General features: G+C 70.6%; 18 protein-coding genes, 1 pseudogene and 1 riboswitch. Of the genes and pseudogenes, 11 read left to right on the top strand and 8 right to left on the bottom strand.

Features of this window, described 5'->3' with window-relative positions; genetic code table 11:
- Position 1 precedes the first annotated feature (1 nt).
- A complete protein-coding gene (locus AB0K80_RS15295) occupies positions 2–379 on the bottom strand; it encodes a phage holin family protein (RefSeq protein WP_365669564.1) in 378 nt (125 codons plus the stop codon).
- Positions 380–437: 58 nt separating this feature from the next.
- Between AB0K80_RS15295 and AB0K80_RS15290 the strand changes: the two genes are divergently transcribed.
- From AB0K80_RS15290 to AB0K80_RS15275, 4 genes are all read left to right on the top strand, one after another.
- A complete protein-coding gene (locus AB0K80_RS15290) occupies positions 438–755 on the top strand; it encodes a cupin domain-containing protein (protein WP_365669721.1) in 318 nt (105 codons plus the stop codon).
- 182 nt (positions 756–937) lie between these two features.
- Positions 938–1,150 (top strand): DUF5326 family protein, encoded by a 213-nt coding sequence (locus tag AB0K80_RS15285; protein WP_333931721.1) that lies wholly within the window; start codon positions 938–940, stop codon positions 1,148–1,150.
- 301 nt (positions 1,151–1,451) lie between these two features.
- Positions 1,452–2,177: an IclR family transcriptional regulator C-terminal domain-containing protein gene (locus AB0K80_RS15280; protein ID WP_365669562.1), complete on the top strand. Its 726-nt coding sequence runs from the start codon at positions 1,452–1,454 to the stop codon at positions 2,175–2,177.
- 98 nt (positions 2,178–2,275) lie between these two features.
- Positions 2,276–2,710 (top strand): SsgA family sporulation/cell division regulator, encoded by a 435-nt coding sequence (locus AB0K80_RS15275; RefSeq protein WP_365669560.1) that lies wholly within the window; start codon positions 2,276–2,278, stop codon positions 2,708–2,710.
- 95 nt (positions 2,711–2,805) lie between these two features.
- On the opposite strand, the pseudogene AB0K80_RS15270 reads toward AB0K80_RS15275, so the two are convergent.
- Positions 2,806–4,197, bottom strand: a pseudogene (locus tag AB0K80_RS15270) (YibE/F family protein); the annotation flags it as partial.
- Positions 4,198–4,686: 489 nt separating this feature from the next.
- Positions 4,687–4,876, top strand: a riboswitch (TPP riboswitch).
- Between AB0K80_RS15270 and thiC the strand changes: the two are divergent.
- On the top strand, positions 4,869–6,662 hold the full coding sequence (gene thiC, locus AB0K80_RS15265) for a phosphomethylpyrimidine synthase ThiC (RefSeq protein ID WP_365669559.1): 1,794 nt from the start codon (positions 4,869–4,871) through the stop codon (positions 6,660–6,662). It overlaps the preceding riboswitch by 8 nt.
- Before the next feature lie 70 nt (positions 6,663–6,732).
- Positions 6,733–8,196 (top strand): VWA domain-containing protein, encoded by a 1,464-nt coding sequence (locus AB0K80_RS15260; protein ID WP_365669557.1) that lies wholly within the window; start codon positions 6,733–6,735, stop codon positions 8,194–8,196.
- A 60-nt stretch (positions 8,197–8,256) separates the two neighbouring features.
- On the opposite strand, the gene AB0K80_RS15255 is transcribed toward AB0K80_RS15260, so the two are convergent.
- The 3 genes from AB0K80_RS15255 to AB0K80_RS15245 form a co-directional block, all read right to left on the bottom strand.
- A complete protein-coding gene (locus AB0K80_RS15255) occupies positions 8,257–9,126 on the bottom strand; it encodes a hypothetical protein (protein ID WP_365669555.1) in 870 nt (289 codons plus the stop codon).
- 183 nt (positions 9,127–9,309) lie between these two features.
- Positions 9,310–10,401: a metallophosphoesterase gene (locus AB0K80_RS15250; protein WP_365669719.1), complete on the bottom strand. Its 1,092-nt coding sequence runs from the start codon at positions 10,399–10,401 to the stop codon at positions 9,310–9,312.
- A gap of 378 nt (positions 10,402–10,779) precedes the next feature.
- A complete protein-coding gene (locus tag AB0K80_RS15245; protein ID WP_365669554.1) occupies positions 10,780–11,892 on the bottom strand; it encodes a LacI family DNA-binding transcriptional regulator in 1,113 nt (370 codons plus the stop codon).
- A 431-nt stretch (positions 11,893–12,323) separates the two neighbouring features.
- Between AB0K80_RS15245 and hisC the strand changes: the two genes are divergently transcribed.
- The 5 genes from hisC (at position 12,324) to AB0K80_RS15220 (ending at position 21,105) form a co-directional block, all read left to right on the top strand.
- Entirely contained in the window at positions 12,324–13,403 is a 1,080-nt protein-coding gene (gene hisC / locus AB0K80_RS15240; protein WP_365669553.1) for a histidinol-phosphate transaminase, read from the top strand.
- 346 nt (positions 13,404–13,749) lie between these two features.
- Complete coding sequence (locus tag AB0K80_RS15235) at positions 13,750–15,258, top strand: cytochrome ubiquinol oxidase subunit I (protein ID WP_365669551.1); 1,509 nt, start codon at positions 13,750–13,752, stop codon at positions 15,256–15,258.
- Positions 15,259–15,278: 20 nt separating this feature from the next.
- Entirely contained in the window at positions 15,279–16,283 is a 1,005-nt protein-coding gene (gene cydB, locus AB0K80_RS15230) for a cytochrome d ubiquinol oxidase subunit II (RefSeq protein ID WP_365669549.1), read from the top strand.
- 12 nt (positions 16,284–16,295) lie between these two features.
- Positions 16,296–19,907 carry a thiol reductant ABC exporter subunit CydD gene (cydD, locus tag AB0K80_RS15225; protein WP_365669547.1) on the top strand — a complete coding sequence of 1,204 codons (3,612 nt, stop codon included), beginning with the start codon at positions 16,296–16,298 and terminating at the stop codon, positions 19,905–19,907.
- Between the two features lie 142 nt (positions 19,908–20,049).
- Positions 20,050–21,105, top strand: coding sequence for a M23 family metallopeptidase (locus AB0K80_RS15220; RefSeq protein ID WP_365669545.1), 1,056 nt, complete (start codon positions 20,050–20,052; stop codon positions 21,103–21,105).
- A 55-nt stretch (positions 21,106–21,160) separates the two neighbouring features.
- Here AB0K80_RS15220 and AB0K80_RS15215 read toward each other — a convergent pair whose 3' ends face one another.
- The 3 genes from AB0K80_RS15215 to AB0K80_RS15205 form a co-directional block, all read right to left on the bottom strand.
- Positions 21,161–22,048: a Cof-type HAD-IIB family hydrolase gene (locus AB0K80_RS15215; protein ID WP_365669543.1), complete on the bottom strand. Its 888-nt coding sequence runs from the start codon at positions 22,046–22,048 to the stop codon at positions 21,161–21,163.
- A gap of 81 nt (positions 22,049–22,129) precedes the next feature.
- Complete coding sequence (locus AB0K80_RS15210) at positions 22,130–23,032, bottom strand: LLM class flavin-dependent oxidoreductase (RefSeq protein ID WP_365669541.1); 903 nt, start codon at positions 23,030–23,032, stop codon at positions 22,130–22,132.
- A 40-nt stretch (positions 23,033–23,072) separates the two neighbouring features.
- A complete protein-coding gene (locus AB0K80_RS15205; RefSeq protein ID WP_365669539.1) occupies positions 23,073–23,621 on the bottom strand; it encodes an RNA 2'-phosphotransferase in 549 nt (182 codons plus the stop codon).
- Positions 23,622–23,666: the final 45 nt, after the last annotated feature.

Raw genomic sequence — 23,666 nt, 5'->3', positions numbered from 1 at the left:
TTCAGTCCCCGTCGGGCAGGATGACGTGCAGCGCCCAGGACACGACCGAGATGATCAGGCCGCCCAGGACGGCCGTCCAGAAGCCCTCCACGTGGAAGCTCAGGTCCAGCTTGCCCGCCAGCCAGGAGGTGAGCAGCAGCATCAGCGCGTTCACCACCAGGGTGAACAGGCCGAGCGTCAGGATGAGCAACGGCAGGCTCAGCAGCTTCACCACCGGCTTGACCAGGAAGTTCACCAGGCCGAAGAGCAGCGCGACGATGATCAGCGTGCCGGCCTTCTTGCCCGTGCTGTCACCGGTCAGGGTGATCTTGTCGAGCAGCCAGACGGCGACCGCCAGGGCGCCCGCGTTGGCGATCGTCTTGACTAGGAAATTCTTCATGTGTCTGATCGTGGCAGACGCGAACGGCGACGAGCAGTGGGGCGAGGGCGACAAGAGGATGAAGGCATTCCGGCTGGACGAACTGGAGGCGGAACGCGCCGCGAACGAAGGGGCGTACCTCCAGTTCCTGCGGGAGCGCAACATGTCGGTCGGCCTGTACGCCCTGGACGCGGGCGAGCACGATCCGCAGCAGCCCCACCAGCAGGACGAGGTGTACTTCGTCGTCAGCGGCCGTGCCTCGATCACCGTCGGCCTGGAGACGACCCAGGTCGCGCGGGGCAGCGTGGTGTACGTCCCCGCGGGCGTCGCCCACAAGTTCCACCACATCAGCGAGGACCTCAGGGTCCTGGTGGTGTTCTCTCCTCCCGAGAGCTGACGCGCCGTCTCGGGGTTCCCTAGGGGATCGTTCAGGGCAGGACAGGGGGCGCGAGGCCCCCGTTCGCCCATGTCGCGGCCCTAGCATCGAGTGCGGGACGTCCGGGGACTCCGCTCTCCGGATCATGGAACCAGTTGGTACGACCCGGCACTCAGGCGGGCGGAGAGGTAAGGACGAGGGCGATGCGAGAGATCTTCGCGGGACTGCCGTGGTGGGTGAAGTGGGTCGCGGTGCCGGTCATCGCCCTGGTCGTGTTCGGCGGGCTGATCGCCAGCGTGGTCGGCTTCGTCATCGGACTGCTCTTCAAGCTGCTGGTCTTCGTGGCTCTCGTCGGCGGACTCATCTACGTCGTACGCAAGTTCACCTCGAGTTCGTCGTCCCGCAGCGACTGGTGAGGCCCCTGGGAAACCGGTGCGGTTAACAGGAATCACCGGTTCCCTCGGGGGAGGGAAGATGCCTGCACAGGGCGTCCCCGTGCGGTGGCGGACAGTTAAAGTCCGGAACCCGACGCGGGGACCGTCCCCGCGAGAGGCGCATCCCTCACCCGTGTTTCCCCGCACGGGCCGCCCCCCTGTGTTTCGGGAGTGACCCTTGGCCACGGCCAACACCGCATCCGTCCGCCCCCACTCGGTCCCGGTTCAACCCCACGCGCCGGCACCCTCCGACCCCACCCCACCCGGCACCCTCATCGGATCCGTGCAGCGGGCGATGCGCCTGCTGGAGACCGTCGCCCGGCACGAGCACGGAGCCCCGGCCAAACAACTGGCCCGCGAGACCGGGCTGGCCCTTCCCACGACGTACCACCTGCTGCGGACCCTCGTGCACGAGGGCTATCTCCGTCGCGACCAGGGACTTTTCTTCCTCGGCGAGGCAGCCGAGCGGCTGAGCGGCAGCGGAGCACGGCAGAAACGTCGCAGCACCGTCGTCGAACTCCTGGCGCGGTGGCGCGAGGCGATCGGCGTACCCGTGTACTACGCGGTGTACCGCGAGGGTGAAATCGACGTGCTCTGTGTTTCCGACGCTCCCGCCACTCCGGCGGTCGAGGAGTGGGCCGACTTCCGGGAGACCGGGCACGCGCACGCCGTCGGTCAGTGCCTGCTCTCGCAGCTCGACGAGGAGGCCCGCCGCGACCACCTCGACCGCTATCCGGTGCAGCCGGTGACGCCGTACACGGTGCGTGACAACCCCAGCTTGCTGCGGCGTTTGGACCGCTTGGCGCGCATGGATCCGGTGGTCGAGCGCCAGGAGTACGCCCTGGGCACGGTCTGCGCGGCGATCCCCATCACCGTCGGCGACGCGGCCGCGACGATGGCCATCTCCCTGCCCGTGCACCAGGCCGACCGGCTGCTGCCGACGGTGGAGCGGCTGCAGCGCGAGATGGGGCGGCTGCTCGGCTCGCTCGCACTTTCTATCAGTATCTGAAAACTCACTCCTTGTGATCTGCTGTGTACGTTCAGCAAGATTCCAGCAATGTTGTCAGGGTCGGTCCCGGCCAGTTCACGGCGAATGACGGGGTAGCGATGCGCGAGTCCGTACAAGCAGAGGTCATGATGAGCTTTCTCGTGTCGGAGGAGCTCTCCTTCCGCATCCCGGTGGAGCTGCGTTACGAGACCAGTGATCCGTACGCGGTGCGGTTGACCTTCCATCTGCCCGGCGATGCCCCGGTGACCTGGGCGTTCGGCCGGGAGCTGCTGATCGACGGGGTGGGCCGGCCGTGCGGCGAGGGCGATGTGCGGGTCTCGCCCGTCGAGCCCGATGACCTCAGCGAGGTTCTGATCAGGCTTCAGGTGGGGGGCGACCAGGCGCTGTTCCGCTCGTCGACGGCGCCCCTCGTCGCCTTCCTGGACCGCACCGACAAGCTGGTGCCGCTGGGCCAAGAGGGTTCCCTGGCCGACTTCGACGCACACCTCGACGAGGCCCTGGACCGCATCCTGGCCGAGCAGGGCGCCGGGTGAAGCGTTACGGCAATCGGGTGATGTAACGCTTCACCGTGTGTCGCCCGGTGCGCGGGAACGCTTCTGCTCGGGGCATATGCCCGCCGGGCCAGGGGTCAGTGCTTGCGGCGGCGGCCCCGCCCGCCTCGTCCCGCCGTCTGACGGGCGGTCTCCGGCACGTCCTGCGACTGCCCCGGGCGGTCGGCCGAGACCACCAGCGCCGCCAGGGCCGTGGTCACCGGAACCGAGGCGACCAGCCCGATGGAGCCGACCAGCGTGCGCACGATCTCCTCCGCGACCAGCTCGCTGTTGGCGACCGTCCCCACGCTGCTCTGCGCGATGGAGAACAGCAGCAGCAGTGGCAGCGCCGCGCCCGCGTAGGCGAGGACGAGCGTGTTGACGACGGACGCGATGTGGTCCCGGCCGATGCGGATACCCGCGCGGTACAGACCGCGCCAGCCCATCGACGGATTGGCCTCGTGCAGCTCCCAGACCGCGGACGTCTGGGTGACCGTCACGTCGTCCAGCACACCGAGCGAACCGATGATGACGCCGGCGAGCAGCAGACCGCTCATGTCGATCCCGGGGTAGAGCCCGTGGATCAGACCGGTGTTGTCGTCGGTGTTGCCGGTGAGGGCGGCCCACCCGATGAACAACGACCCGAGGATGCCGATCAGCAGCAGCGAGATGAGGGTGCCGAGCACGGCCACGGACGTACGGGCCGACAGGCCGTGGCACAGGTACAGCGCGATCAGCATGATGGCGCTCGACCCCACCACCGCCACGACCAGCGGGTTCGAACCCTGAAGGATCGCGGGCAGGATGAACAGGTTCAGCACCAGGAAGCTGATGGCCAGCGCCACCAGCGCCATGACACCCCGCAGCCGCCCGACGACCACGACGGCGAGCGCGAAGATGCCGGCGAGCAGCGCCATGGGGAAGCGGCGGTTGATGTCGGTGACCGAGTACTGCAGATCCTTGGGCGCGGAGGGCTCGTAGGCGACCACGACCTCCTGGCCCTGGTGCAACTGCCGTGACTGGTCCGGCTGGACGATCTCCGTGAACGTACGGCCCTTGTCCTTGCCGGTGTCGACCCGGATCGTGGCCTTCTTGCAGGTCCCCTTCTCCTGCTGTACCGCGGAGGAACCTTCCGCGGTGGAGGTGTCACCGGTCGGGGGCACGCCCGAGGCGCCGGCGTCCCTGCAGCTCACCTCGATCACCTTGGTGACCGTGGCGTCCTGCGTCTGCCGGTCGAAGCCCACCCCGGTCCGCTCGTGCGGCGGGGCGCCGCCCGGCCACAGGACGGCGAGACCGACCAGCACCGCCGCGGCGAACGGGATCAGAACCGCCGCGATGACCTTGCGCAGGTGCTGGGAGACGGGTGCGGCGGGGCCGTGGGCGTGACTGTGGGCGTGGCTGTGGCCGCCACCGCCGCCCGCGCCGGGTCCGGGTCCGGGGCCGGGGCCGGGGGGATGGTCGTGACCACCACCGGAACCGTGACCTCCACCGCCACCGGAACCGGATCCGGGTCCGTGACCACCACCGGAACCGGGTCCGAACTCCTGAGTGGCACCGGCACCGGGGTCGTGACCGGGACCGGGTCCGAACCCGTGACCGGGACGGCCCCCGGGAACATCACCGGGTCCGGGCCTATGGCCGCCACCGGATCCCCAGTCCTCGCCGTTGCCATATCCGCCTCGGTCAGGCCTGGCCTCAGGGCCCTGGCCTGGGCTCTTGCCTTCACGCTGTTCCGGCCCGAGGCGCTGGCCCTGGTCCTGTCTCTGCCCCAGCCCGGACCTGTGGCCGAAGGCACGGGCGATGCCACGGCCGTCTCTCTGCCCGCCCCCGGGCCTGCCGCCGTTTCCGGCGCCGGATCCACGAGGCGGGTCGGGCGGTGGGTACGGGGGATGCTGCGTCGTGGTCACCGACCGATCATCGCAAGAAGGAGGGGGGCCCTCTGTTCACCGCGCCAGAATTGACGCTAGCGTGGAGCCACCTTTTGTACACGCGGGAGCTCGGAGCACCGGGCTGAGAGGGCGCTGACCTCCGTCCCAGCGATGTTTCACGTGGAACGTCGCTGGAGCCGAGTGATGTTTCACACGAAACATCGGCAGACGGAAACCGCTGCGTCGACCGCCGAACCTGTTACCGGGTAATGCCGGCGTAGGGAGTAGGTCTCATGACCAACAAGGACGCGCGCACGCCTGCCTCCACGCAGATCCCCACCCACGGGACCGACGGGGAGACCGGGAAGTCCATCGGCTGGCACAAGGCGTACATCGAGGGCTCTCGCCCCGACCTGCGGGTGCCGGTCCGTCAGGTGCACCTCACCAACGGGCGGTCGGTCACGCTGTACGACACATCCGGCCCTTACACCGATCCGCTCGTAGACACCGATGTCCGCAGGGGCCTGCCGCCGCTGCGGGAGAACTGGATCATCGCCCGCGGCGACACCGAGGAGTACGCGGGCCGTCCGGTCCGGCCCGAGGACGACGGGATCAAGCACACCTCGCCACGCGGCGGCCTGCGCAACCTCGACGCAGTGTTCCCCGGACGGCCGCGCCAGCCACGCCGGGGCCGCGACGGCAAGGCCGTCACCCAGCTCGCCTACGCACGGCGGGGTGAGATCACGCCGGAGATGGAGTTCGTGGCACTCCGCGAGAACGTCTCTCCGGAAGTGGTGCGCGAGGAGATCGCGGCGGGCCGGGCGGTTCTGCCGGCCAACGTCAACCACCCGGAGATCGAGCCGATGATCATCGGCAAGCGGTTCCTGGTGAAGGTCAACGCCAATATCGGCAACTCTGCGGTGACCTCCTCCATCGAGGAGGAGGTCGAGAAGATGACCTGGGCGACCCGCTGGGGTGCCGACACGGTCATGGACCTGTCCACCGGCCGCAACATCCACACCACCCGCGAGTGGGTGCTGCGCAACTCCCCCGTCCCCATCGGCACCGTGCCGCTCTACCAGGCCCTGGAGAAGGTCGACGGCAAAGCCGAGGAGCTGACCTGGGAGATCTACAAGGACACGGTGATCGAGCAGGCCGAGCAGGGCGTGGACTACATGACGGTCCACGCCGGTGTGCGCCTGGCGTACGTGCCGCTCACCGCCAACCGCAAGACCGGCATCGTCTCGCGCGGCGGGTCGATCATGGCCGCGTGGTGCCTGGCGCACCACAAGGAGTCGTTCCTGTACGAGAACTTCGAGGAGCTCTGCGAGATCCTCGCCGCGTACGACGTCACCTACTCCCTCGGTGACGGCCTGCGGCCGGGCTCGATCGCGGACGCCAACGACGAGGCGCAGTTCGCGGAACTGCGCACCCTCGGGGAACTCAACCGGATCGCGAAGCGTTTCCACGTTCAGACCATGATCGAAGGCCCGGGCCACGTCCCGATGCACAAGATCAAGGAGAACATCGACCTTCAGCAGGAGATCTGCGATGAAGCTCCGTTCTATACGCTCGGCCCGCTGACCACGGACATCGCGCCGGCGTACGACCACATCACCTCCGGCATCGGTGCCGCGATGATCGCCTGGTGGGGCACGGCCATGCTCTGCTACGTCACGCCCAAGGAGCACCTGGGCCTGCCCAACCGTGACGACGTCAAGACGGGCGTCATCACCTACAAGATCGCCGCCCACGCGGCCGATCTCGCCAAGGGCCACCCGGGCGCCCAGGAGTGGGATGACGCGCTGTCCGACGCCCGTTTCGAGTTCCGGTGGGAGGACCAGTTCAACCTGGCCCTCGACCCGGACACGGCACGGGAGTTCCACGACGAGACTCTGCCGGCCGAGCCCGCCAAGACGGCACACTTCTGCTCGATGTGCGGACCGAAGTTCTGCAGCATGAAGATCTCGCAGGACATCCGCCGCGAACACGGCGGCAGCCAGGCCGAGATCGAGGAGGGCATGGCGCAGAAGTCGAAGGAGTTCGCGGCCGCGGGCAACCGCGTGTACCTGCCGATCGCGGACTGAGAACGGCCAGGGGGCGGGTGATCCGGCCTGCCCCCTCCCACCCCCGGCCGCGACTGGGCAGACTGAGGCCATGACAGCGATGCCCCTGAGCAAGGGCGCCAACGTACCCGTCGATGCGTCCGCCGTGCGTGCCGAGCTCATCTGGCCCGCAGGGCCCGGTGTGCCGGAGGTCGACGCCTCGGCCCTGCTGCTCACCGCGGCGGGACGCGTGCGCGACGACGGTGACTTCGTCTTCTACAACCAGCCGCGCCACGCCTCGGGCGCCGTACGGCACCTGGGCAAGCGCAGCGCCGCCGGCACCACGACCGACACGGTGGAGGTGGACCTCGGTGCTCTGGAGCCTGCCGTCGAGCGCATCGTGCTGTCGGCCTCGGCCGACGGCGGGACGTTCGGCCAGGTGCCCGGCCTGTCACTGCGGTTGCTGGACGCGGCGACGGGGACCGAGCTGGCCCGCTTCGACATGGCGGCGGCGACGGAGACCGCGATGATCGGCGGTGAGCTGTATCTGCGGCAGGGGAGGTGGAAGTTCCGCGCGGTGGGCCAGGGATACGCCGCCGGGCTCGCGGGGCTGGCCACCGATTTCGGCATCACGGTGGACGACGCTCCCCCGGCCACGGCCACCGGGCCGACCGCATCCACGCCGGCACCATCCACTCCTGCCCCGGCACCCACACCGCCCGCTCCGGGGCCGTCCGCCCCCGCTCCGGCACCAACGGCTCCCATGCCGCTCCCGGCTGCCCCGCACACCCCGCCCCCGGCTCCCACCGGCCCGCGCCTCACCAAGGGCGAGGAACGGCTCCCGGTGGACATGCGCAAGCGACTCTCCCTGCGCAAGGAACAGGTGGCGGTGAGCCTGCGCAAGCACGGAGCCACCGGCGTGACGGCACGCGTCGTCCTGGTCCTCGACGCCTCCGGCTCGATGTCCCTGCTCTACTCCAAGGGCATCGTGGCCGACGTCGTGGAGCGCATGGCGGCGGTCGCCGCACAGCTGGACGACGACGGCGAGATGCAGGCGTGGACGTTCGCCTCGAACGCGGCGCGCCTGCCCGACCTGCGCCTGGGCGAGCTCCCCGACTGGCTCCGGCTGCATGTGCGCGTCGGCCAGATCGGCCTCTTCCGCCGCGGCAGGAAGAAGGCGCTGGAGAACGGCCAGATCGACATGCGGGACATCGGCATCCAGAACGAGGAACAGAAGGTGATCGCCCAGGTCCGGGACTTCGTCCGGGACAACCCGGCGGCCGCACCGACCCTGGTGCTGTTCTTCTCCGACGGCGGGGTCTACCGCAACGCCGAGATCGAACGGCAGCTCCGCGAGGCCGTGGAGGAGCCGATCTTCTGGCAGTTCGTCGGGCTCGGGCGGTCGAACTACGGCGTACTGGAGCGGTTCGACACCCTGCCCGGCCGCCGTGTCGACAATGTCGGCTTCTTCGCCGTGGACGACATCAGCACCGTCCCCGACCAGGAGTTGTACGACCGTCTGCTGTCCGAGTTCCCGAGCTGGATCACCGCCGCGGGCCGGGCGGGCATCCTCTGACGCGGCTCCCGGTAGTCCCTGCCCCCCGGCGTCAAGCTCCTCCTCCGACGGCTCCCACGGCTACTCCGGCTGGTGTTCCGGCCCTCCGAAGTCCGGGCTGGTGTAGTCCGGGCTCGTGAAGCTCGGCCGCGGCCCGCGCGCCGCGCCCTCACCGGGGCTGGTGAAACCCGGACGGTCGTAGCCCAGATGCGGGATGCGGCCGGCCGACGCCGGCGGTGTCGCGGGGTGCAGTGCGGCGGACGTGTCCGGGTCGGCGAGCGCCTCCCGCAGGAAAGGCAGGATGCCGCGTTCCAGCAGCGCCTCGCGCCAGGCTTCCCTGGCCCGGTCCACCTCGCCGCTCAGCTCGCCGTACGGTCCGCTTTCGGCCGTCGGCTTGTTGCGCAGGGCGGTGACCAGCAGTCCCGCGGCGGCCACCAGGATCGCCACGGCGGTCACGGCGCCGAAGACCCAGCCGGTGGTGAGCATCGTCTGGGCGAAGGCCCGCTCCGGGTCCAGCATTCTCAGGATGTAGCCGACGAGCAGGAAGATCGCCGCAGCGGTTCCGGCGAGGACGGGTGCCAGGACCGCCACGACGGCGACGGCCCCCGCACCGGCGGGCTCGGCGACCTCTCCGACGGCGGTGGCGAACCCCACCGCGCTCGTGTCCGGCTCGGAGGAGTCGGCGGGGCGCACGGCGGACGAGGTGGGGGAGGCCGGCTGGCGCAGTTCCTCGCGGACCTTGACGTAGTGGTGGTACTCGGCCGCCGCGGCAGCCGTGATGAGCGCGCCGGCGTTGAGCGCCATGGTGCGCAGCTGTTCGGTGTTGAGCCGCTGTCCGACAGCGGCGAGTTCCGGACGGTGTGGTGCGGAGCGCAGCGCCTCATCGAGGAGCCGCTCGAACTCCGGGCGGTCCTCGCTCAGCAGGTGCTGCGGAACGCTGTTCATGTGCATCCCCCGATGCTCCGTAGGGCTTGGGGCTCGGCATGCTGACGAGCCGTCGGGCAGAAACGGAGGGGAGCCTGCTACGGATAAGCCGATGGTAGAGCGGTGACGGTACGCGGTGACAGGGGGTTTGCCGAAATTGGGCCCTGCCCGGTTCTGACCCGGGCGGGTGCACGTCTGTCCGGTGAACGGTCACATATCCAGCGGCAGTTGCTGGACCAGCAGCTTTCCGGCCATGGTCACGCCGCCGTCCATCGCGATGGCGAGCCCGTCGGCGTACACGTGCGGCCCCTCGACCACCGGGCCGGTGCCGTCCTCGCCGTCCTCGGAGCCGACCTCGCCGAGCAGATACGGAATCGGGCTGTGGCCGTGAACGATGCGGGTGCCGCCGTACGTATCCAGCAGGGAGCGCACGGCGTCCGCGCCGCCCTCGTCGCGGAAGGAGAACCGCTTGGTGAACTTGCGGAACAGGTCCCAGACCTCGTCCGCGTCGTTGCGCGTGAGGGTCTCGCGGACGGTGTCGTTGACCTCTTCGATCGAGCGGCCGTAGTCGAGGTAGGCGGTGGTGTCGGAGTGGACCAGCAGGTGCCCGTCGACCTCTTCGAGGGCGTCCAGGCGGGCCATCCACTGCAGGTGGTGGTCCTGGAGGCGGTCCATGTCGGTCTTCTGGCCGCCGTTGAGCAGCCAGGCCGCCTGGAAGGTGGCGGTGCCCGCGCCGGAGTTGACCGGCGTGTCGCCGAAGCGTTTGGCGCCGAGCAGCAGCAGCTCGTGGTTGCCCATCAGCGCCTTGCAGTAGCCGCCGGCTGCGGCGGCCTCGGCGGACAGCCGCATCACCAGGTCGATGACGCCGATGCCGTCCGGACCGCGGTCGGTGAAGTCGCCGAGGAACCACAGCCGCGCGGTGCCCGCGCACCAGTGACCGGCCGCGTCGATGAGGCCCTTCTCCTGGAGGGCGGCGACCAGTTCGTCGAGGTAACCGTGCACGTCGCCGACGACGTACAGCGGACCCGGGCCGGCGGCCGGCTGCGGGGCCGCCGCGACCGCCGGGTCCACGGTCACCTGCACCGTGTCACCGCGGTTGATGACGGGCAGGTCGCGCTGGGTGGGCGTGTACCCCTCCGGGTAGCTCTCCTCGACGGGCGGGGCGACGTCGCCCGGGTGCGTGCTGTGGACGTACGGACCGGTCTCGTGCACGTACGCGGGTACCCGGAAGTCGCGCAGCGTCGCCGTCCGCTCCACCTCGGGTCCCTGACCGGCCCCCTGAGTCATCGACCCCTCCACCATCGCCCGCATCTGCACCGCATCGGACTGCCTGGTCGCAGCGGCCCGCGGTGTCGTGGGCCCATCATAGGAATGCGGATCGCGCCATGTGATGACCCAGGGGTGGTGAATCAGAGCAAGAGTCCAGTTCACCGCCGCTTTCGCCCCGATTGGGCCGGGCTTCGACCACCCTGCGACCGTCTTCGCGCGCCCACTCTTCGCGGAACCGGCCCCTTCTTTTCGGCAGACCGGTCCCGCTTCCTCAAAGGTGTGGACCCCGCGTGAGAACCGGCGCCCGTCTCGCTGGAAAACCGGCGCCCGTCTCCCGTGCGCGCGTGTCGGCGCACGGCCCGGACCCCGGGCCGGGGCCCGGCTCCCGGGTGCTTCCGCCCCGGGGAGGCCCTACGTCTCCTCGGGTGAGCGCGGCGGACTGACCGTCGTACGCGGCGGACGTCGCTGGGACGAGGTACGCACGATCAGCTCCGTCGGTATCACCTGCTCCACCGGCCGCTCGGACTCGACCCCCTCGATGGCGTCGATGAGCAACTGCACCACCGCCGTGCCGATACGGCGCGGCTTCAGCGACAGGGTGGTGATGGGCGGCTCGGTGTTGGCGTACACGGCGGACTCGCTGCAGCAGACCAGAAGCAGGTCGTCCGGTACGCGCAGGCCGTAGCGGCGGGCGGCGGCGAGCAGGTCGGTGCCGTTCGGGTCGAACAGGCCGTAGACGGCGTCGGGCCGGTCGGGGCGGGCGAGCAGCCGGTCGGCGGCGACGGCGCCCGCGCAGGGATCGTGCGCCGGGTAGGCCTCGTAGACCGGGTCCTGGCCGACGCGCTCGCACCAGCGCAGGTACGCGGTGGTCGACAGGTGGGTGTACGTGTCGGTGGTGGTGCCCGTGAGCAGGCCGATGCGGCGGGCGCCGGCGTCGGCCAGGTGGTCGAGGATGCCGAGGACGGCGGCCTCGTGGTCGTTGTCGACCCAGGCCGTGACCGGGAGCGAGCCGGCCGGGCGGCCGTCGGACACCACCGGTAAACCCTGCCGTACCAGCTCGCTGACCACGGGGTCCTGGTCCGAGGGGTCGATGACGACCGTGCCGTCCAGGGCCACGTTCGACCACACGTCGTGGCGGGAGGTCGCGGGCAGGATGACGAGGGCGTAGCCACGGGCGAGCGCGGCGGAGGTGGCGGCGCGCGCCATCTCGGCGAAGTACGCGAACTCCGTGAAGGTGAAAGGTTCATCCCCGTACGTGGTCACGGTCAGGCCGATGAGGCCCGACTTGCCCGTACGGAGGGTCCTGGCGGCGGCCGAGGGACGGTATCCCAGCCGGTCGGCGACCTCGCGGACATGGCGCCGGGTGGCGTCCGGGAGCCGGCCCTTGCCGTTGAGGGCGTCGGAGACGGTCGTGATGGAGACTCCGGCGGCGGCGGCCACGTCCCTGATACCCGCCCGGCCCGGCCGGCTGCCTCGGCGTGAGGTTTCCGCGCGGCTCACCTGGTGCTTCCCTGCTGCTGTCATGGCGAGCCGATAGTAGGGCTCATGCGGTGGGGTAGTGCGGACGCATATGCATGCGTTGACAGGCACGTTTCTGCATGATCATAGACGATCAATTTCCTTGGAAACCAAGGGAGTTGGCCGGTCCAATGCCAGGACCTGACTTGTCGGCGCATGCGGGCCTGCCGCGTGTCCGATGTTGCGAAGAGGTCTCAACTCACCTTCACGGGGGATGCGCGCCAGGGCGCGAGCCACCGGCGCGTAGATATATGCCCGGCGCGCCCCTCGGTTCGTGCGCCTTCGTGCGGTGATGCCCTTGATGCCGGTGGGGCGCGGGAGTCCCTCGTCGGCCGCTCCGTCACGGCTATACGCAGCGGCGCCGAATCCTCATAAGGTGAGAAGTATTGGATGACGGCGGCGGTCCTGGGCCGCCGGTCTTCGCGAGGAGGACTGCGGTGAGCGAGATGAGCCCGAAGCTGCGCGCCGAGCTGGAGGGTATCCCCACCTACAAGCCGGGCAGGCCCGCCACGGCCGGCGGGCCGGTGGCGTACAAGCTGTCCTCCAACGAGAACCCCTACCCGCCGCTGCCGGGCGTGATGGAGACGGTGACGGCCGCGGCCTGCACCTTCAACCGCTACCCGGACATGTTCTGCACGGCCCTGGTGAACGAGCTGGCCGAGCGGTTCGCCGTTCCCGCCTCCCACCTGGCCACGGGCACCGGTTCCGTGGGCGTCGCCCAGCAGCTGCTCCAGGCCACCTCCGGCCCGGGCGACGAGGTGATCTACGCCTGGCGGTCCTTCGAGGCGTACCCGATCATCACGCAGATCAGCGGTGCCACCTCCGTCCAGGTGCCGCTGACGTCCGGCGAGGTGCACGACCTGGACGCCATGGCCGACGCGATCACCGACCGGACCCGGCTGATCTTCGTCTGCAACCCCAACAACCCGACCGGCACGGTGGTCCGGCGGGCCGAGCTGGAGCGCTTCCTGGACCGGGTGCCCGGCGACGTCCTGGTGGTGCTGGACGAGGCCTACCGTGAGTTCATCCGCGACCCGGAGGTGCCGGACGGTATTGAGCTGTACCGCGACCGGCCGAACGTCTGTGTGCTGCGGACGTTCTCCAAGGCTTACGGCCTGGCCGGACTGCGGGTCGGTTTCGCGATCGCCCATGAGCCGGTGGCCGCGGCGCTGCGCAAGACGGCCGTGCCGTTCGGAGTGAGCCAGCTGGCGCAGGACGCGGCGATCGCCTCGCTGCGCGCCGAGGACGCACTGCTCGGCCGGGTCGGATCGCTGGTCTGCGAGCGCACGCGGGTGGTCGACGCGCTGCGCGCCCAGGGCTGGACGGTGCCCGAGACGCAGGCCAACTTCGTGTGGCTGCGGCTGGGGGAGCGCACGGTCGCCTTCGCCGAGGCCTGCGAGCAGGCCGGTGTGGTCATCCGGCCGTTCCCGGGCGAAGGCGTGCGGGTGACGGTCGGAGAGACCGAGGCGAACGACATCTTCCTGAAGGCGGCGGAGGGCTTCCGTAAGGAGCTGTAGTCCTGCCAAGCGCTGTTCCGGCACCAGTCCCTCGCGTTCCCCGGGCTCCCGAGGTGGCATTCGTCACCTCGGGAGCCCGGTGTCGCTCTGGCTCCCTGACCGGCCAGGTGCCCGTTTCACGTGAAACAGGCATGGTTGTGCCGGGGTTGGCGGGCCGACCGGGGTATCTCCCGTAGGGCCGGTCAGGACGAGTCAGGGCCCCCCGGCCCTACGGTGCCGAACGTCCATGCGTCATAATTGCTTGTGAATGTGAACGCGTTCACAAGCTCGTCCTGCTTGTCCCGTGTTGCACGGCACATACAGGGCGAACTGCCGCTGTGACCACGGCGATGTAAGGAGAGACGACGTGGACCTGGCTCTGGCGCCGGAGACCCTGGCGCGATGGCAGTTCGGCATCACCACCGTCTACCACTTCCTCTTCGTCCCCCTGACGATCTCCCTGGCGGCCCTCACCGCCGGGTTGCAGACCGCATGGGTGCGCACCGAGAAGGAGAAGTACCTCCGGGCGACGAAGTTCTGGGGGAAGCTCTTCCTGATCAACATCGCGATGGGTGTGGTCACCGGCATCGTGCAGGAGTTCCAGTTCGGTATGAACTGGTCGGACTACTCGCGCTTCGTCGGTGACATCTTCGGTGCTCCGCTGGCCTTTGAGGCGCTGATCGCCTTCTTCTTCGAGTCGACCTTCATCGGCCTGTGGATCTTCGGCTGGGACAAGCTGCCCAAGAAGATCCACCTGGCCTGCATCTGGATGGTGTCCATCGGCACGATCCTGTCGGCCTACTTCATCCTCGCGGCCAACTCGTGGATGCAGCACCCGGTCGGCTACCGGATCAACGAGGCCAAGGGACGGGCCGAACTCACCGACTTCTGGCTGGTCCTCACCCAGAACACCGCCCTCGCCCAGGCCTTCCACACCCTGTCCGCGGCGTTCCTCACCGGCGGCGCGTTCATGGTCGGCATCTCGGCCTTCCACCTGCTCCGCAAGAAGCACATCCGCGAGATGAGGACCTCGCTCCGGCTCGGCCTGGTCACCGTGGCGATCGGCGGTCTGCTCACCGCGGTCAGCGGTGACGTGCTCGGCAAGATCATGTACGAGCAGCAGCCCATGAAGATGGCCGCGGCCGAGGCCCTGTGGGACGGCGAGAAGCCGGCCCCCTTCTCGGTCTTCGCCGTCGGTGACGTCGACAAGGGCCACAACAAGGTCGCCATCGAGATCCCGGGCCTGCTCTCCTTCCTCGCCAAGGACGACTTCAGCTCGTATGTGCCCGGCATCAACGACGTCAACAAGGCCGAGCAGGAGAAGTACGGTCCCGGTGACTACCGGCCCAACATCCCCGTCGCCTACTGGGGCTTCCGCTGGATGATCGGCTTCGGCATGGCGTCCCTCGCGATCGGCCTGGCCGGTCTGTGGATGACCCGCAAGAAGTTCCTGCTGCCACAGCACCTGAGGACCGGCGAGGACGAGGTGCCGCACCTCGTGCTGCTGCCCCGGAAGGCCCTGAGCCCGAAGCTCACCCGGTGGTACTGGCACATCGCGATCCTCACCCTGGGCTTCCCGCTGATCGCCAACTCCTGGGGCTGGATCTTCACCGAGATGGGACGCCAGCCGTGGGTCGTCTACGGGCTGTTCCAGACCCGCGACGCGGTCTCCCCCGGCGTCTCCCAGGCCGAGGTCCTCACGTCGATGATCACCTTCACCGCGCTGTACGCGATCCTCGCCGTCATCGAGGTCAAGCTGATGGTCAAGTACGTCAAGGCCGGGCCGCCCGAGCTCACCGAGGCCGACCTGAACCCGCCCACGAAGATCGGCGGCGACACCCGTGACGCCGACAAGCCGATGGCCTTCTCGTACTAGGCCGAGGGAGCTGCACAGTCATGGAACTGCACGACGTCTGGTTCGTCCTGATCGCCGTCCTGTGGATCGGCTACTTCTTCCTCGAGGGCTTCGACTTCGGGGTCGGCGTCCTCACCAAGCTGCTCGCCAGGAACCGGCCGGAGAAGCGGGTACTGATCAACACCATCGGCCCGGTCTGGGACGGCAACGAGGTCTGGCTGCTCACGGCCGGCGGGGCGACCTTCGCTGCCTTCCCCGAGTGGTATGCCACCCTGTTCTCCGGCTTCTACCTCCCCCTGCTGATCATCCTGGTCTGCCTGATCGTGCGCGGTGTGGCCTTCGAGTACCGGGCGAAGCGGCCCGAGGAGAACTGGCAGCGCAACTGGGAGACCGCGATCTTCTGGACCTCGCTGATCCCGGCGTTCCTGTGGGGCGTGGCCTTCGCCAACATCGCGCGGGGTGTGCAGATCAATGCCGATCTCGAGTACGTGGGCGGGGTCACGGACCTGCTCAACCCCTACGCGCTGCTCGGCGGCCTGGTCACCCTGTCGTTGTTCACCTTCCACGGGGCGGTCTTCACGGCGCTGAAGACCGTCGGTGAGATCCGGGAGCGGGCGCGGCAGCTGGCGGGGCGCGTCGGACTCCTCACCGCCGTCCTGGCGCTGCTCTTCCTGCTGTGGACCCAGATCGACAACGGTGACGGCAAGAGCCTGGTCGCGCTGGTCGTGGCCGTCGCCGCGCTGGCCGTCGCGCTGGTCGCCAACCAGGCCGGGCGCGAGGGATGGTCGTTCGCCCTGTCCGGGCTGACCATCGTGGCCGCGGTGGCGATGCTCTTCCTGACGCTCTTCCCGAACGTCATGCCGTCCACGCTGAACCCGGAGTGGAGCCTGACCGTCACCAACTCCTCCTCGAGCCCGTACACCTTGAAGATCATGACGTGGCTGGCGGTGGTCGCCACGCCGGTGGTGCTGCTCTACCAGGGCTGGACGTACTGGGTGTTCCGCAAGCGGATCGGTACGCAGCACCTCGCCGACACCGCGCACTGAGGTGTGTTTCACGTGAAACCAATCGATCCTCGGCTGCTCCGCTACGCGCGCGCCACCCGGCTCTTCCTGGCAGCGGTCGTCGGGCTGGGCGCCGTCGGGGCGGGGTTGGTCATCGCACAGGCCATGCTCATCGCCGAGGTGGTGGTCGGCGCCTTCCAACACGGAAAGCCGGTCACCGAGCTCCGCACCCCCCTGCTGCTGTTGGCCGCCGTCGCGGGTGGCCGCGCCCTGGTCGGCTGGCTCACCGAGCTGGCCGCCCACCGGGCGAGCGCGGCGGTGAAGTCGGAACTGCGGGGTCGGCTGCTGGAGCAGGCGACCGCCCTCGGCCCGGGCTGGCTGAGCGGGCAGCGGACCGGATCGCTGGTCGCCTTGGCGACCCGGGGCGTCGACGCCCTCGACGACTACTTCTCGCGTTACCTGCCCCAGTTGGGGCTCGCGATCGTCGTGCCGGTGGCGGTGCTGGCGCGGATCGTCACCGAGGACTGGGTCTCGGCGGCCATCATCGTCGGCACGCTGCCGCTCATCCCGCTGTTTATGGTGCTGATCGGCTGGGCCACCCAGTCCCGGATGGACCGCCAGTGGCGGCTGCTGTCCCGGCTGTCCGGGCACTTCCTCGACGTCGTGGCGGGGCTGCCGACCCTGAAGGTCTTCGGGCGGGCCAAGGCCCAGGCCGAGTCGATCAGGCGGATCACCAGCGAGTACCGGCGGGCGACCATGCGCACGCTGCGGATCGCCTTCCTCTCCTCCTTCGCGCTGGAGCTGCTCGCGACGATCTCGGTGGCCCTGGTCGCCGTGACGATCGGCATGCGGCTGGTGCACGGCGAGATGGACCTGTACATCGGTCTGGTCATCCTGATCCTCGCGCCGGAGGCGTATCTGCCGCTGCGCCAGGTCGGTGCGCAGTACCACGCTGCTGCGGAGGGGCTCGCGGCGGCGGAGGAGATCTTCGAGGTCCTCCAGACTCCGGTGCCGGTGTCCGGCACCGCGGCCGTGCCGAGCGGTGCGCTGTCCTTCGAGGGCGTCACGGTCCGCTACCCGGGGCGTTCGGCGGACGCCGTGTCGGATGTGTCCTTCACCGTCGAGCCGGGGGAGACGGTGGCCCTCGTCGGACCGAGCGGCGCGGGCAAGTCGACGCTGCTGAACGTCCTGCTGGGATTCGTGCCGGTGGCGCACGGACGCGTGCGGATCGGGGCCGTCGATCTCGCCGACCTCGACCTGGCGCAGTGGCGGTCGCGGATCGCCTGGGTGCCGCAGCGCCCTCACCTGTACGCCGGGACCGTCGCCGAGAACGTACGGCTGGTGCGTCCCGAGGCGGACGACGACGCCGTACGGCGGGCACTGGCCGACGCCGGAGCACTGGAGTTCGTCGACGCCCTCCCCCAGGGTCTCGACACGGTGCTGGGTGAGGACGGGACCGGGCTGTCCGCCGGGCAACGCCAGCGGCTCGCGCTGGCCCGGGCGTTCCTCGCGGACCGGCCCGTGCTGCTGCTGGACGAGCCCACGGCCGCGCTGGACGGGGCCACCGAGGCCGAGGTCGTCGCGGCGGTGCGCCGGCTGGCCGCGGGACGGACCGTCCTGCTGGTGGTCCACCGGCCGGCCCTGCTGGCGGTGGCGGACCGGGTGGTGCGGCTGGACGCGGCGGAGCACACGGTGCGGGTGGACGGTGCCCCTCACGCGGGACGGCTGGACACCCTGGAGCACTCGGGACGGCTGGACACCCCGGAGCACGCGGGCCGGCTGGATGTGGCCGAGCCCGCGGTGCACGCCGGAGAACTCCCCTCCCCTGCCACAGCCCCGACCGCGCGCCCGGCCGAGCCGGAGCAGGCGGGAGCGGGGACTCCCGCCGGTGCCGTTTCGGCACCGGCACCGGCGCCGGGTGGTGTCCTGGCCCGGGTCCGTGCCCTGTCCGGTGCCCGGCGCGGGCGGCTCGCTCTCGCGCTGCTGCTCGCCGCCCTGGCGCTCGGGAGCGCCGTCGGACTCATGGCCACCTCCGGGTGGCTGATCTCGCGGGCCTCGCAGCAGCCACCCGTGCTGTACCTGATGGTGGCCGTGACGGCGACCCGCGCCTTCGGGATCGGGCGGGCCGTCTTCCGCTACGCCGAGCGTCTCGTCTCGCACGACGCCGTGCTGCGGATGCTGGCCGACACCAGGGTCGCCGTGTACCGCCGGCTGGAGCGGCTGGCACCCGCCGGGCTGCGCAGGACCCGCCGGGGCGACCTGCTCTCCCGGCTGGTCGCCGATGTGGACGCACTGCAGGACTACTGGCTGCGGTGGCTGCTGCCGGCCGGTGCCGCCCTTGCCGTCTGCGCCGCGTCCGTCGGCTTCACGGCGTGGCTGCTGCCCGAGGCCGGGGCCGTGCTCGCGGTCGGGCTGCTGGCGGCGGGCGCCGGTGTGCCGGTGGTGACCGGTGCCGTGGCGCGGCGGGCCGAGCGCAGGCTGGCCCCTGCCCGGGGCGTGCTGGCGACACGGGTGACCGACCTGCTCACGGGCACCGCCGAGCTGACCGTCGCGGGTGCCCTGCCTGCCCGGGCCGAGGCGGCACGGCGGGCCGACGGCACTCTCACCCGGATCGCCTCACGGGCCGCCACCGCGACCGCCCTCGGCGACGGACTCACCGCGCTGATCTCCGGGCTGACGGTCACCGCCGCCGCCCTGGCCGGGGCGCAGGCGGTCGCCGCCGGGCGCCTGCACGGCGTCGCGATGGCGGTCGTCGTCCTCACCCCGCTGGCCGCCTTCGAGGCCGTGCTCGGGATGCCGCTCGCCGTGCAGTACCGGCAGCGCGTGCGCAGGAGCGCCGAGCGCGTCCACGAGGTGCTGGACGCCCCCGAGCCGGTGCGGGAGCCGGAGCGCCCCCGGCAGGCGCCCGCGTCACCGTTCCCGCTCGTCCTCAAGGGCCTGACCGCCCGGCACGACGGTCAGCACCGTGACGCGCTCGCCGCAGTCGATCTGACCCTGGAACAGGGACGCCGGATCGCCGTGGTCGGCCCGTCCGGGTCGGGCAAGACGACCCTGGCGCAGGTGCTGCTGCGGTTCCTCGACGCGGAGGCGGGGGGCTACACGCTGGCCGGTGTGGACGCGCGCACCCTGGACGGCGACGACGTACGACGGCTCGTCGGGCTGTGCGCGCAGGACGCGCACCTCTTCGACAGCTCGGTGCGCGAGAACCTGCTGCTGGCCAGGCGGGAGGCCACCGAGGCGGAACTGCGTGACGCGCTCGCGCGGGCACGGCTGCTGGAGTGGGCCGACAGTCTGCCCGACGGGCTCGACACCCTGGTCGGCGAGCACGGGGCGCGGTTGTCCGGGGGACAGCGGCAGCGGCTGGCGCTGGCCCGTGCGCTGCTGGCCGACTTCCCCGTGCTGGTGCTCGACGAGCCGGCCGAGCACCTCGACCTGCCCACCGCCGACGCGCTGACCGCGGACCTGCTCGCGGCCACCGAGGGCCGGACGACACTGCTCATCACCCACCGGCTGGCGGGACTGGAGGCGGTCGACGAGGTGATCGTGCTGGACCAGGGCCGCGTGGTGCAGCGCGGACCGTACGCGGAACTGGCCGCAGTGGACGGGCCGCTGCGGGAGATGGTGGTGCGGGAAGCGGAGACGGAACGGCTCCTGGCGGTGGCCTGACTCCGGCTCCGGCATGACGAGCCGTCATCCCGGCGTACAACACGCCCGTCCGGTCGTACGGCTGCTCCGATCGTGGTGAGCGTTCCCCCAGCCGTACGACGTGAACAGGCCGTGTGCCCGGACGCGGGTCACGATCGCTGGCATGCGTCTGACCCGCCGCCACCCTCTGCTCGTCGCCGTGCTGCTGTGCGCGCTCGCCGTGCTCGCCGCCCGGCCCACCGACGGGGACGGCCCGTACGGCTCCGACGGCGGCTCCGGGATCAGCGCCCAGGTGGCCCGGCTCTACGAGGACGCGGCGCTGGCGACGCGGCGGTACGAGGAGGGGCGCCGGGAGGCCGAGGAGCAGCGGGCGCGGGCGAGGCGGCTGGAGGAGCGCCTCGACCGCCGGCGTCGCGAGATCGCCGCGCTGCGCGAGGACATGGGCCGCATCGCCAGCGCCCAGTACCGCAACGGAGGCGGACTGCCCATTGCCGCGCAGCTCATCCTCGCCGACAGCCCTGACGAGCTGATGCGGGGTCAGCACGTCTTCTCGCAGGCGCATCTCGCGCTCAACAACACCATCGCGAAGAGCCGCCGCGCCGAGGCCCGGCTCGCCGCGGCCGAGGCGAAGGCGTCGGCGGCGTGGCAGGTGCTGGAGCAGCGCAACGCCGAGCTCGCCACGGTGAAGCGCGGCATCGAGGCGAAGTTGGAGCAGGCACGGCAGCAGCTCCAGGGGCAGGCGGACGCCTCGGTGGCGGCGGGCGCCTGCCGGGGCGCCGTCCGCCTTGACCAGCCGGTCACGAGGTTCTCCAGCGGCTGGGTCGCACCGGTGGAGACCTACCAGCTGTCCGCGTCCTACGGCAGCGGCGGCGCGCGATGGGCGCACCGGCACACCGGGCAGGACTTCGCGGTCCCGATCGGCACGCCGGTACGGGCTGTCGGGCAGGGCCGGGTGGTGCGGGTGTCGTGCGGGGGCCCGTTCGGCATCGAGATCGTGCTGGAGCACGCGGGCGGCTACTACACGCAGTACGCCCATCTGGCCGCCGTGGCCGTCGACCAGGGCGAGCGGGTGGTCACCGGACAGTGGATCGGGCAGTCCGGCACGACCGGCAACTCCACCGGCCCGCACCTGCACTTCGAGGCACGGGTCACCCCTCAGGCGGGGTCGGCGGTGGACCCGGTGGCGTGGCTGGCGGCACGGGGAGTGTCACTCGGCTAGGACGACCGCCGGGAAAGGAGGCAGGCCAGAACAGCCAGGCGGCATGACGGCAGCGCTACGCCCGTTCCGCCAGCAGCCGCTCGATCACGACCGCCACCCCGTCGTCGTTGTTGGCGACCGTCCGCCCCGAGGCCGCGGCGATCACGTCCGGATGGGCGTTGCCCATCGCGAAGGACCGGCCCGCCCACGTCAGCATCTCGACGTCGTTCGGCATGTCCCCGAAGGCGACGACCTCCTCGTGCGAGATGCCCCGCTCGGCGCAGCACAGGGCGAGGGTGCTCGCCTTGGACACGCCGGGCCCGCTGATCTCCAGCAGGGCGCTGGGGCTGGAGCGGGTGACGGTGGCCCGGTCGCCGATGGCGAGCCGGGCCACGGTGAGGAAGGCGTCGGGATCGAGCTCGGGGTGGTAGGCGAGGATCTTCAGCACCGGCTCGCCGACGGTCGGGCCGTCCTCGGCCAGCAGCTCCTCGGCGGGCGCGAGCTGGTCGGGGATCTCCATGTGCAGCTTCGGGTACGCCGGCTCCTGGTAGAAGCCGTACGTCTGCTCGACGGCGTACACCGTGCCCGGCGCGGCCTCGCGCAGCAGCCGTACGGCGTCCAGGGCGTTGTCCCGCGCCAGCTCCCGGACCTTCACGAACCGGTGGGCCCCGGGGCCGCCGTGCAGATCGACCACGGCGGCGCCGTTGCCGCAGATCGCCAGGCCGTGACCGTGGACGTGCTCGCTGACGACGTCCATCCAGCGGGCCGGGCGGCCGGTGACGAAGAAGACCTCGATGCCCGCCTCCTCGGCCGCGGCCAGCGCGGCGACCGTGCGCGGGGACACCGACTTGTCGTCGCGCAGCAGGGTGCCGTCGAGGTCGGTGGCGATCAGTCGCGGCGGAAGGGCGGCCGCCGGAATCTCGGGCTGTCGGGTCGCTGAGGTCACCCGGCCATTGTCCCGCATGGGCCCGCACGGCTGTGCGGGAGTCCGCCCGGCTGAGGCACCGCCGGTTCTCAGCGGGGCCGATGCGGGCAGCGGGAGCGGCTAGCGCAGCTGTGCCGGGGCCTCCAGGGCGATCTGCTCGAAGACCTTCTGCTCCGCCGCGAAGTCCGAGTCCGGGATCGGCCAGTGGATCACGATCTCGGTGAAGCCCAGCTCCTGGTGGCGGCCCGCGAAGTCGACGAACGCGTCCAGCGACTCCAGCGGGCGGCCACGGTCCGGGGTGAAACCGGTGAGCAGGATCCGGTCGAGCTCGGTGACGTCCCGGCCGACGGCGGCGCAGGCGTCGGCCAGTTTCTCGGCCTGTCCCCGCAGGGCCTGGACCGACTGCTCCGGCGTGCCGTGCTCGAACAGCCTGGGGTCGCCGGTGGTCACCCAGGCCTGCCCGTACCGTGCGGCGAGACGGAGCCCGCGCGGTCCGGTCGCCGCCACAGCGAACGGCAGCCGGGGCCGCTGCACACAGCCGGGGATGTTCCGGGCCTCGTGCGCCGAGTAGAAGTCGCCCTCGTACGACACCGCGTCCTCGGTGAGCAGCCGGTGCAGCAGCGGTACGAACTCGCCGAAGCGGTCGGCCCGCTCACGCGGCGTCCAGGGCTCCTGGCCGAGGGCGGTGGCGTCGAATCCGGTGCCGCCCGCGCCGATGCCGAGCGTCAGGCGCCCGCCGGAGATGTCGTCGAGCGAGATCAGCTCCTTGGCCAGGGTCACCGGGTGCCGGAAGTTGGGTGAGGTCACCAGGGTGCCGAGACGCATCCGCTCGGTGACGGCGGCCGCGGCGGTCAGCGTGGGAACGGCACCGAACCACGGGCCGTCCCGGAAACTCCGCCAGGACAGGTGGTCGTAGGTGTACGCGGTGTGGAAGCCGAGTTGCTCGGCACGCATCCAGGCCGCACGGCCGCCTTCGTGCCAACGACGGTACGGCAGGATCACAGTGCTCAGACGCAGACTCATGCGGACGAGCCTACGGGTCCGCGTGTTTCACGTGAAACGGTCAGTGGCCCTGGGGGAAGCGCAGGTACCGCGGGGGTACGGCCTTGGTGAGCCACACGCCGTTCGCACTCACGTGGAAGACATGGCCGTCGCGGTGCATGGCGCCCGCGTCCACCGCAAGGACCACCGGGCGCCCCCGGCGGGCGCCGACCCGGGTGGCCGTCTCCCGGTCGGACGAGAGGTGTACGTCGTGCCGGTTCATGGGCCGAAGACCCTCGGTGCGGATCGCGTCCAGAAAACGGCCCACGGTGCCGTGGTAGAGGTACGGCGGCGGGGTCGCGGGCGGCAGGCCGAGCTCCACATTGACGCTGTGCCCCTGGCTGGCACGGATCCGGGTGCCGTCGATCGCGAAACGCCGCTTGTCGTTCGTGGCCACGACATGGTCGAGTTCCTCGCGGGTGAAGGGGAAGCCGTGGGCTGCCGCGGCCGCCAGCAGCACGTCGATCTCCACCCAGCCGCCCTCGCCGAGCGTGAGGCCGATTCGCTCCGGCTGGTGACGCAGGTGCTTGGAGAGGTACTTCGACACCTTCACGGTGCGTCTTTCGTCCATGCCACCAGCGTGCCGGGGGAGACGCGCATCACGCGATCGATTTCC

It is taken from the genome of Streptomyces sp. NPDC052682, assembly GCF_040678435.1.
Classification (GTDB): Bacteria; Actinomycetota; Actinomycetes; order Streptomycetales; family Streptomycetaceae; genus Streptomyces.
This window is presented reverse-complemented; position numbering and strand designations above follow the sequence as displayed.